The organism is Actinoplanes flavus (assembly GCF_017592555.1).
GTDB lineage: Bacteria > Actinomycetota > Actinomycetes > Mycobacteriales > Micromonosporaceae > Actinoplanes > Actinoplanes flavus.
In genome coordinates this window covers 162,509-173,320 of record NZ_JAGFNS010000021.1, presented here as the reverse complement: position 1 = coordinate 173,320, position 10,812 = coordinate 162,509, and the positions used below count along the sequence as shown (strand labels likewise).

Annotated in this window: 7 protein-coding genes; 1 reads left to right on the top strand and 6 read right to left on the bottom strand. The window is 67.6% G+C overall.

Annotation, left to right across the window (positions count from 1 at the left end):
• Window positions 1–374: 374 nt before the first annotated feature.
• Window positions 375–1,223, top strand: coding sequence for a hypothetical protein (locus J5X75_RS28895; RefSeq protein WP_208470674.1), 849 nt, complete (start codon window positions 375–377; stop codon window positions 1,221–1,223).
• A gap of 191 nt (window positions 1,224–1,414) precedes the next feature.
• Here the strand turns inward: J5X75_RS28895 and J5X75_RS28890 are convergent, their stop codons facing one another.
• The 6 genes from J5X75_RS28890 to J5X75_RS28865 form a co-directional block, all read right to left on the bottom strand.
• Entirely contained in the window at window positions 1,415–2,722 is a 1,308-nt protein-coding gene (locus J5X75_RS28890) for an aminotransferase class III-fold pyridoxal phosphate-dependent enzyme (RefSeq protein ID WP_208470673.1), read from the bottom strand.
• Between the two features lie 346 nt (window positions 2,723–3,068).
• The gene (locus tag J5X75_RS28885) at window positions 3,069–4,607 is read right to left on the bottom strand and encodes an aminotransferase class III-fold pyridoxal phosphate-dependent enzyme (protein ID WP_208470672.1); all 1,539 of its coding nucleotides are present in this window, start codon (window positions 4,605–4,607) and stop codon (window positions 3,069–3,071) included.
• A complete protein-coding gene (locus J5X75_RS28880) occupies window positions 4,600–7,197 on the bottom strand; it encodes a phytanoyl-CoA dioxygenase family protein (RefSeq protein WP_208470671.1) in 2,598 nt (865 codons plus the stop codon). The genes J5X75_RS28885 and J5X75_RS28880 overlap by 8 nt, the downstream gene beginning before the upstream one ends.
• Window positions 7,190–8,707, bottom strand: a complete 1,518-nt coding sequence (locus tag J5X75_RS28875; RefSeq protein WP_208470670.1) for an aminotransferase class III-fold pyridoxal phosphate-dependent enzyme — start codon at window positions 8,705–8,707, stop codon at window positions 7,190–7,192. Before J5X75_RS28875 ends, J5X75_RS28880 begins: the two co-directional genes overlap by 8 nt.
• Window positions 8,704–9,240: an AAA family ATPase gene (locus J5X75_RS28870; RefSeq protein WP_208470669.1), complete on the bottom strand. Its 537-nt coding sequence runs from the start codon at window positions 9,238–9,240 to the stop codon at window positions 8,704–8,706. The genes J5X75_RS28875 and J5X75_RS28870 overlap by 4 nt, the downstream gene beginning before the upstream one ends.
• Complete coding sequence (locus J5X75_RS28865) at window positions 9,237–10,700, bottom strand: aminotransferase class III-fold pyridoxal phosphate-dependent enzyme (protein WP_208470668.1); 1,464 nt, start codon at window positions 10,698–10,700, stop codon at window positions 9,237–9,239. Before J5X75_RS28865 ends, J5X75_RS28870 begins: the two co-directional genes overlap by 4 nt.
• Between the last annotated feature and the right edge of the window lie 112 nt (window positions 10,701–10,812).

The following is a 10,812-nucleotide window of genomic DNA, read 5'->3' as shown; positions in this document are numbered from 1 at the left end:
AACACCATCCGCCGCCACTCCCGGCTCGGACAGCAGTCACCGATCACCTACGAGCGGATCCACGCAACATCAACTACGATCGCCCAAGCCGCATAAACCCCGTGTCCAAGTTCCGGGGGTAAGGCCCCTCTGCCGCCGATCGTCACTTGCCGGGAGCTCACCAAAGATGCTGTCGAGGGGATGGGCCGCACCTTTCGCTCCTCGTAGGCCGGTGGTCAGCCGAAAGAGTGGACTCTTGACGGGACGGTTCTTGACGGCACTGGCCGGCAGCTACAGTCTCGTCCGAGGCGGTCGTGACCCGCCGGTTCCCGCTGGATCGACGCCCACGCCGTCCAGCTTGCGGACGAGCGGCTCCGACGCAGCACGGTTGACTCTTGTCGTTCGCCTTCGGCGGTGCGAGCGTGGGCCGCGTCGCGGGAGACAGCCACATGGGCAAGAAGAATCGTGCACGTCAGCGGGCTACCAGGCAACGGATGCGTGACACCGGGGAGCGCTACACCGCCGCCTGGCGCAACGTCGAGCCTGGAGCCGCCCCGCTTTCGCCATCCTTCACGCCGGTTGAACATGAGTGCCGATGCGTCATCGACTGGGGATGGGACACGACGACGGTCTCGCCCCCAGAATTCATCCACTGGTGCATGCAGATGGTGGACTTGCCATGCCCGTGGCATGGTGGGCTCGTTTCCGGGCTGCCCGTCGGGGGCCGCGGCGAGCTCCTCTCGGTGGCAGCGGTCGCGACAGGCAAGCGCTTCTACGCCCGCTTTGCGGTGGGCAGTGACGAGGACCTGGGCAGGCGAATCACCGCCCAGCTCCGCAAGGTCACCATTCAGGTCTTGCGTACGCCGAACGGGCAGGTCCCCGCGGAGCTTCCGGAGCGCTACAAGCAGTGGCTCCACGCTACGGATCCTGACCCGATGAATGGATGGCTCGATCAACGCTTGACCGACATCGTCCTCAACCGGGGTGCGGACTTCATCCCGCAGCTGGATGCGCTTATGGCCAGAATGCCGGAGGCGGCTGCCCCGGCCGCACCGAGAACATCCCACGATGAGTGCGAGCGTTGCGCCTTCTCCGCCGCTAACGAACTAATCACGTGTGTGTGCGAGCACGATTGGTCGTGTCACGGAGACGTGCAAGAGAACGGCAGGCTCAGGGAGCCCTGCACGCATTGCTCCTGCCCCGATATGCGCCGTCCGGACGATAGTGTTCCCGGGGCAGCCTGAGGCACATCGACCGATGCTGACCGCCCTGCCAGCAGATATTTGAAGGACATCCTAGAAGGTCCCATGTGGCGGGCGGCGGTAGTCCCAGGAGGGCGAGCCTCGCCGGCTTGTCGGCGTCTTGTTCATCGGTCGGCGTCAGTCCGCCTGTAGACAGGGAGGTACGGCGAGGCCTGTCGCGTTTCGGGCGCCGATCATCGATCGGCGCGTTCGATCTGCTCGAACGTTCTTGTCAGGGCGCCGTACGCCTGATCGATTTCGGACTGGCTGATCACCATGCACGGCTTGATGAATATCGCGGTGTCGGCCTGGCGCACGTGCACCCCGTTCGCCAGGCACATCCGTGCGGCGTCAGCGGCCCGGAGCTCGGACGGACGGCGGTCCGGTCCGAGCATCACGAGTCCGCGCATCAAGCCGAGCCCCTTCTCCGGTCCCGCCAATTCCGGGAAGCGCTGCCGGAGCCTTGCCAGCATCTCGTCGATCATGCCGACCGCCCGCGGATAGACGCTTTCCAGCAACCCGGTGCGCAGCTCATCCGCGAGGCGGGGCGGCAGCCAGGCGGGCAAGGTCGGCGCCTCCGCCGGGTCCATCCCCAGCAGGCGGTCGAGCACCGCGTCGACCGCGACGAGCGACAGCATGCTGCCCGAGTTCGATTTGAATCCGAACGGCGCCGCGAACTCCTTTAACGCCCGGGCGGCCACCACGATGGCCAGCGCGCCGTGCCCGGAGGTCAGGCCCTTGCCCATCACCGCGATATCCGGTCGCACCCCGCAGATCTCGGAGTAGCTGATCGTCCCGGTGTAGCCGAAGCCGTTCTGGAGCTCGTCGAAGATCAGGCAGATGGACTTTCGGGTGCAGATCTCCCGCAGTCGCCGCAGGAATTCGGTCGGAACGACGTGGACGGCGTTGCGCCACGGAATGGGCTCGAGGATCACCGCGAAGTACTGGTCGCCGTCCCGGTCGAGCGCCGCCAGCGTGGCCAGGGTTTCCTCGGTCAGCCGGCCGTCATCGTCGGCGCGGGGAACGGGAAGGAACTCGACGTTGTCCGCCCGGTCCACCAGCACCCGTCCGGAGCCGCGATGCGCCTGATGCTCGCTTGCCAGGATCCCGCCCAGGTTCGATCCGTGGAAACCGCCCTTGAACGACGCCAGCTTGCGGCGTCCGGGCTGAACCGCAGCCGCTTTCCAGGCGGCGTGGAGTGCGGCTTCGACGGCGCCGGATCCGGTGCACTCGCGCAGGTTGACGACGTATTCTCCGCGGCCGGCCGGGTCGAAGCAGCGCAGAACCCGGTTGGCGACCCGGTAGTAGAGGTCGGATCCCATCCGGATGGTCACGTAGTGCGGGCGTTCCGAGAGAAGGTAGGAGATCTGCTTCAGCTTCACCCACGGGTCGTTGAGGCCCAGGATGGTGTTCTCCGTCATCGAGCAGAGATCGACCAGTTGGGCCGGGTGGCCGTCGGTCGTCACGTGAAGCGTCGCGCCGCGTCCGGCGTGGGCGAGCACGTCCCGGGGGGCCGAGCCGGTGGTGAACAGTTCCGGATTCCGCTGGATGTCGGTGGGGGTGGCGTACTGGGGGCGGGCCGGGTCGAGGCAGGTGCCGGCGAGCGCGGCCACCATGGGCCGGACGGCCTCCATGGCAGATACCTCGGCGCCGGAGGCGGTTGACGCGACGGTCATCGGAATCCTCCGTGGATACTGCGGCCTTCCGGCCGGAGAGGAAACGGAACCCGTGCCTAGCAGCGATGGGTGGTCCACCGTCCCTCGCCGGTAGCGCGGGTCCGCAGCGGTCGGTGAAGCAGAAGGCCCAACTCGCGGGGGTTGAATCCCGTTGCTTCAGCTGGGGGAGATGTCAACTCGGTGGCCCTTCCTCGCGGAGCCGGCAGAGTTCGTCGAACGTGCGGCTGAGGCGGATGAGCGCCGTGTCGACGTCGGCCGGGCGCAGCGCCAGGCTCGGTTTCAGATACACCGCGGTTCCGGCGCGCCGGACGTAGACGCCGTGCCGCATACAGATCTTGGCGGCCTGGCCGGCGAGCCGCCCCGACGGCCGGCCGTCGGCGTCGAGCATGGTGAGCCCTCGGAGGAGGCCCAGGCCCGTGGCGGGACCGAGCAACGACGGGAACCGTCTCTGGAGGTCCGTCACGAGGCCGTCCAGCAGGCCGGCGACGACGGGGTAGGCGGTCGTCAGCAGACCGGTGCGCAGATCGGCCGCGAGGCCCGGTGGCAGCCATGCCGGCAGCGTCTCCGCCTCGTCCGGATCGATCCCTAGCAGACGGTCCATCACCGCGTCGACTGCGACGAACGACAACATGTCGCCCGAGTTGGTCTTGCCGCCGAAGGGGGTCTCGATCGCGCTGAACTCCTTCTTGGCGACCACGATCCCGAGCGCCCCGTGTCCTGACGTGAGCGCTTTGCCGGTCGCGATGATGTCCGGGCAGACTCCGCAGTGCTGCGCGAAGAAGATCGTGCCGGCGTAGCCGAAGGCGTTCTGCACCTCGTCGAAGATCAGGCAGATCGACTTGCGCGTGCAGATGTCGCGCAGCTTGCGCAGGAACTCGAGCGGTATGGCGTGTACCGAATTCCGCCACTGGACCGGCTCGATGAGCACCGCGAAGTAGCTGTCGCCGTCGCGTTCGAGGGTGGCGAGCGTGGCCAGCGCCTGCGGCGTGAGGTATCCCGCCTCGTCGCAGGTGGGGGACGGAAAGGACGTGGCGTTGTCGACGTGGTCGAGCAGCGCCCGGCCGGAGCCCTCCGCCGAATGGTCCTGCATGACCAGGCTGCCTACGACGCTTTCGCCGTGGTAGGAGCCGTCGAAGGTCGCCAGGCGCCGGCGTGCCGGCGAATCCGCGGCGGCCTTCCACGCGGCGTGCAGGGCGAGCTCGACCGCGTCCGATCCGTTGCACTGTCGCAGGTTGATCACGAAGTCGCCCGGCTCGCCGAACCGGTCGAGGCAGCGAAGGATGCGACGCGCTGTCCGGTAGTAGAGGCCGCTTCCGATACGGGCCGGAAGATAGTGCGGGTGCGATGACAAGAGGAAGGCGGTCTGCTTCAGCTTGACCCATGGGTCGTTGATGCCGAGGACGGTGTTGCACGTCATCGAACAAAGGTCCAGGAGGTCGAGCGGTGTCTTCGTCTCGGCCATGGAGCCGTCGATCCACACTCCCAGTGCGGTGTCGGCCCACACGTCTCGGGGCCAGGAGCCGCCGGAGGTGAAGAGTGCCGGGTTGCTCGCCAGATGCTCGCCGGGCGATAACGAGGTGACGGGACGGCGGGGATCCAGGCAGCTGTCCGCGAAACCGTCGAGAACCATCCGCGCCGGGTCGAGGTCGGAGAGGTGGAAGGGCGCGCTCGCGGCCGCGGCGCCGGGCCGGGAGGAAGAAGCCTCAGGCATGGGCACTGTCCCTCTGTTCTGGCTGTGGAAGGTCCTCCCACGCCACCAGGTCGACGTAGAAGTGAAGAAGTTCGCGGCATCGGTCGTCGAACTCGGCCGGCTCCCCGGTCGCGCACAGTTGGCCGGCCCACGCGGTGGCGAAGTAGGTGAAGATCGTGGTGGTCCGCAGACGCTGCACGCTGTCGCAACGCCGGACGGCCTCGCACAGGTCGTCGAGCAGCGCCGCGCAGTTCGCCGCGGCCTCGCCCACGGCTCGTACGGATAGTAGGTCGCGAGCGGTGGCGGCGATCCCGGCTGCGGCGGACAGAGGCTCGGCGCTTTGCCACAGACAGCGGACGTCGTCGATGCCGTGGCCGGCGCCCGCCGCGCCGAGATGGCGGCTGAGCCGGGCGTACTGCACGTGGTGGAGTGACGCGTCGCGGATCGCCACCAGACCGATGTCGCGGGCCCGGTCCTGCTCGAACGGGTCCGAGAGGCGCAGGTCCAGGTCGACGTTGAGGTCCGCGACCACGACGTCTACCAGCCCCAGCGCATCCCCGGTCCACGACGGACGGGTCTCTTCCAGGGACGGAGTGTCGTGGTACTCCCGCCGGATCGCCGACAGTTCGTCCCGGTCGACGGCCAATGGCCGCCACTCCAGCCGCCGGGCGGGCTGTGCGGGCTGATCGGCGGGACGCGCCGATCGGGTGAGCAGTGGATTGCTGAACATGTAGAACGCGCTCGGCGACGCCCGGGTGAAGTTCATCGTGATGACGTCCCGGGTGACCGACAGGTTCCGGTGACCCGAGTGGATGCCGTTGGTGTCGAACAGCACGCAGTCTCCCGCCCGGCCGTCTGCGAGGGACAGCCGGTGGTGTCCGAAGCCCAGAGCCTCGTCGAGGGTGAACTTGGTCTGTTGCTGAGTCCGGCAGTTCCAGTGGTACGCATGGCTGCCGGCGGCGTACCTCATCGCCTGGCCGCCGGGCGGCACATCGGTCAGCAGCAGCATGACCTTGGCCTCTTCGAACGGTCCCCGGGTCTTCATGTCCTGGTGGTAGTCCCAGGCGCGGTATCTCATGGGTTTACACGGACCTTGCCGGTAGCCCCGCGCCGAGACGAAGCGCGACGTACCGCCGAGGTAGTCGTCGAGGAGGTCCACCAGGTCGGGATTCGCGGCGACGTCGCGAAAGGCCTCCAGCGTGTGGGTCTCGCAGTCGTCGACACTCAGATTGAACGAACTCTGCTGAAGAGTCAGGCCACCTGCCTTCTTGGTGATCTCGTTCTCGAACGCCGCATGGAGCCGGGTCAGCGTCTCCGTATCGATGAGGCTCGGGACGGAGACGATGCCGTTGTCGATGAGCTCCCACACCGCGCCGCCCGGTCCACGGCTCTCGGTTCGCCGCGGCCGGTGGCCCGACGAGTGAGGGTCGGCATGCGCCGGTGTGGGCGGGCTCCGCAAGGGGGCCGGGACGATCGACGCCGCGACCGCCGAGGAGAGCGTCGGCGGGGCGGCACAGGGCGCCATCGGGGCCGGGCGCACTATCGGCGTGGCTCGCGCGGGCGACCAGTCCGGGCCGTCGAACAGTTCCAGCAGCAGGTGCTCGCGGTAGGTCAGGGCCCGCCACTCGTGGCTGTCCGTGATCCAGCTGTGGTCCCAGTGGCTCACGATGACTGGCAGGGTCGCCGGCCACAGCCGTGCGCGGTCGATGGCCGCCTGCTCGGCGAACCTGGTAGGCCCGAATCGATAGGGCCGGTAGCGGAGGGCCGAGCGCTCGGAAAGGCCATCGGTCATCACGTGCGGCACATGATCGAAGGTCAACTCACCCGGCTCACGCCCGCGGGTCACGTCGCTCTCGTACCCGCAGTAGATGCCGGTCTGGTGCAGCGATATCGCGAAGCTGTCCGGGCCGCCGGCCAGGCTGAACCTGGCCGTGCCGGCCAGCGACGGATCGGCCTGCCGGTTCCGCAGTTCGAAGAACCGTGGGTGCGACGAGACCGTGTCCGGCTCAACCGTGCGGTCGATACCGCTCGCGGCGAGGTAGCGGCACGACTCGGCGCGATACCGGGTGATCAACGCGGCGACATTGCGCCGGGCGCGGCGGAACGGCTCCGATTGAGCGAACCCCGCGGTGACGTCATTGCTGACGCACCCGTTCTCCTTGAACCGGGCGAGGATGCCGAGAGGGCAGGGCACCGCGGCGGCCGCATCGGGTAGTGGATCGCGGAACTCCACGTCGATGTCCGTGCACAGCCCGCGCCGCACCACCCAGTCCAGCAGGCGCGCGTAGTCGGAGACGACCGACAGGTTGCCGCCGGCGCCGGCCGCGAACGAGCGGATCTCGGCGTGGATGTGTTCGAGGATGAGCCGCTCGTCGGCATCGGCCGGCTCGATCGTGCCGATGTCCTGAACGTCGATGTCGAGTTTCCCGGCGAAGGCGTCGAGGGCCTTCTCGGCGGCACTCGTCAACATCGAGCGACAGACGACCAGGGTGATGTGTGATCGTGGATTCATCACCCGGAGCCGCAGCAGACGCGCCCGGTGCTTCGGCGGAAGACCGTCGGCGCTGATCCAGATTCGGACTTGATCTTCACAGTTGACGATGTCACTCATCACGAATGCGCAGCACCTCCTGGAACGTGCGAGACAAAGCGTCCAGCGCCGCGCCGATCTCGCTCTCGGAGAGGAAGAGGCTCGGTTTGACCAGGACAGCGGTGTCGGCCTGCCGGACGTAGACGCCGTACCGCAAGCACACCTTCGCCGCGGCGGCGGCCAGGCGCACCGACGGCCCGCCGTCGGCTTCGCACAGCACGAGGCCACGGATCAGCCCGAGCCCTCTCGGCTCGCCGACCAGCGAACCGAACCGCTGCCGAAGCTCGCCCAGCAGGCCGTCGAGCAGCGCGACCGACCGCGGGTAGGCAGATGTCAGCACACCCGTACGAAGTTCCTCGGTCAATCCGGGCGGCACCCATCCCGGCAGCGCTTGGTGCTCCGCGGGAGACATGCCCAGGAGCCGGTCCAGGACCGCGTCGGCCGCGACGAGCGGAAGCATGTTCCCGGAATTCGACTTCGCCCCGAACGGCCCGCTGATCTCCCGGTACGCCCGGCGCGCCACCATGACAGCGAGCGGACCGTGCCCGGATGTGATGGCTTTGCTGATGGCCGCGATGTCCGGGCAGATCCCGCTGGTCTGGGCGAAGGTGATCGTCCCGGTGTACCCGAATGCGTTCTGCATCTCGTCGAAGATCAGGCAGATCGCATGCCGGGTGCAGATGTCACGGAGCCGGTGGAGGAATTCGAACGGGATCACGTGTACGGAGTTGCGCCATTGAACCGGCTCGATGATGACGGCGAAGTAGTCGGCACCCGCCTGATCGAGCGCCTCGAGGGTGGCCTCGGTGGCGGCCGTGAGCCGGCCGGTGTCATCGGTCCGCGGGGTCGGGAAGAACACCACGTTGTCGGGGCCGTCGGCGAGCAAGCCGCCCGGCTGGTGCTCGCTCACCCAGTTCGCGGTCAGGTTCTCGCCGTGGTAGGAGCCGCGGAACGTCGCGAGCTTGTCCCGGCCGGGCGTCGGCGCGGCCGCGTTCCAGGCCGCGTGGAGTGCGAGTTCGACGGCGTCCGAGCCGTTGCACTGCCGGAGGTTGACGACGAATTCACCCGGCCCGCCGAACTCGTCGAAGCAGTGCAGAATGCGGCGGGCGACACGGTACGGCAGGTCGGCTCCGATGCGAGCGGTCAGGTAATGCGGACGGTCCGACAGCAGATATGCGGCCTGTTTGAGCTTCACCCACGGGTCGTTGATGCCGAGGATCGTGTTCGCGGTCATGGAACACAGGTCGATCAGCGACAACGGCTCGCCCGTTGCCACCACGGACGCGTCGACCGTGGCGCCCAGGCCGGAGACGGCCCAGACGTCGCGGGGAGCGGATCCGCCACTGAACAGAAGATCGTTGCTGGCCATCTGTTCGATCCGGCTGCCCGCCAACCGGGGCCATTCCGGCGCCAGACACGTGTCCTCGACCGCTGCGAGGACCTCCTGAACCGCGGGCAGCGTGTTCAGATGGAAAAGGCCGGACGACGCATCGGCGTCGGTGTACCCGGTGGAAGCGTCTGATGGTGTCACATGTCCCGCCCACGTATGGTGTCGATCCGGTCGAGCAGCTTTCGTGCGATTTCGGTGGGCGGCTCCTGACAGTCGACGAGGACCGCCCGGAATCCTGCAGCCACGAGTTCGCCGAAGTAGTCGAGATGCGCGCGGACGTCCTGGCCCAACTCGGCGGCGACCAGCGACCGGTCCGTCCGGCTCCGGTCGGCCGCTCGGCGCTCCCGGAGCACTTCGAGCGGGACGGTGAGAAACACCAGCAGATCGAAGTGCGACAGAAACTCCATCCGCTGGATCTTCGGATCGGCTTCCCGCGGATCGACGTAGTGCAGATCGACGACGGTCGCCGGTCCGCCGCTCGCCATCCGGGCCAGGAACCGCTCGGTCACTTGAGCCCGCAGAGCGGCTTTGTCCTGAGGGGACCGGGATCGGAAGTCGTCGGGGAGCTGATCGCCGAAGAACATCACCCTGAACTCGGGACGCAGTAGGGCGAGCTGTCGCAGGGCGGAGGACTTGCCTACGCCCTGCGGTCCACCGACCGCCACATTGATCATTGCGCCGTCACCGCCTCCGCCGGCACATGGCCGCGAGCACGCAGCATGTGCGCGAACGTCCGGGACAATCCGGCGCTGGCGGCGTCCGCTTCGCTCTGCCGCAGTGTCAGCGAGGGTTTGACGAAGATGGCCGTGCCGGCTTGGCGCACGTACACCCCGTGCACCAGGCACCGCTTCGCGACCTCCGCGGCCGCCTCCTCCGACGGCCGGCCGTCCGGACCGTTGATCACGAGCCCACGAACCAGCCCCATGCCGGTCGACCGGCCCACCAAGGACGGGAACCGGCGCCGTAACTCGTCGAACAGCGCATTGATCATCGCGACGGTGCGCGGATAGGCGGTGGTCAGCAAGCCGGTACGCAATTCCTCGGCCAAGCTTGGAGGTAGCCACTCCGGGAGGGCGGCCGCCTCCTCCGGCGCCATGCCGAGAAGGCGGTCGAGCACGGCGTCGATGGCCACCAACGACAGCATGTCGGAGGCGTTGGACTTGCCCGCGAACGGTCCCGAGATCGCTTTGAACTGCTTCTTCGCGACCATGATCGCGAGCGAACCGTGGCCCGCCGTCAGGCCCTTGCTCATCGCGGAAATGTCGGGAACGATGCCGCAGTTCCCGGCGAAGCTGATCGTCCCGGTGTAGCCGAAGCCGTTGTGGATCTCGTCGAAGATGAGGCAGATCGAGTTCTGCGTGCAGATCTCGCGAAGCCGGCGGAGGAACTCCAGCGGGACGGTGTGTACCGATTCGCGCCACTGGATGGGCTCGATGACGACGGCGAAGTACTTGTCGGCGTCGCGCTCGATGCTGGCCAGCGTCGCCAAGGCCTCGGCGGTCAGATAGCCGCCGTCGCCGCACCGGGGGGATGGGAAGAAGACGACGTCCTCGGCCCGCTCGACCAGCAACCGGCCCGATCCATGCTGCGGCTGATGGTCACTGATCAGGCTCGCGGTCAGGTTCTCCCCGTGGTAAGAACCGCGGAAGGTCGCCAGCCTCCGCCGCGCCGGTGACCCCGCCGCGGCCGTCCATGCCGCGTGCAGACCCAATTCGACGGCGTCGGAACCGTTGCACTGCCGCAGGTTGACGACGAAGTCGCCGGCCTCACCGAAGTCGTCGAAGCAGCGCAGCAGGCGACGGGCGACGCGGTAATACAGGTCGCAGCCGAGCCGTATGGTTACGTGGTGCGGGCTCGGCGAGAGCAAATACATCAGTTGCTTCAACTTCACCCAGGGGTCGTTGATCCCGAGGACACAGAGGATCGTGCATAGATCCACCAGCTCCAGCGGAGAGCCCGTTTCCACCACGGAAGCGTCGAGGGTAGCCCCCAGCCCGGACGCCGCCCACACATCCCGTGGCCAGGATCCGCCCGTGGTGAAAGTTGCGGGATTGCTCTCGATTTGTGCGGCCGGCGACTGGCCGGAGATCGCGAATGACGGGTCCAGGCAAGAATCGGCGAAAGCCTCCGTCAAGGGTTGAAGCGCTGACAGATTCGACAGGTGGAACGTTGGCCGTTCCCCGGCTGAGGGCATGACGGAACTCCCCGGAGATCATGCGAGTCGACGACTGCGCCGGCTAAACATC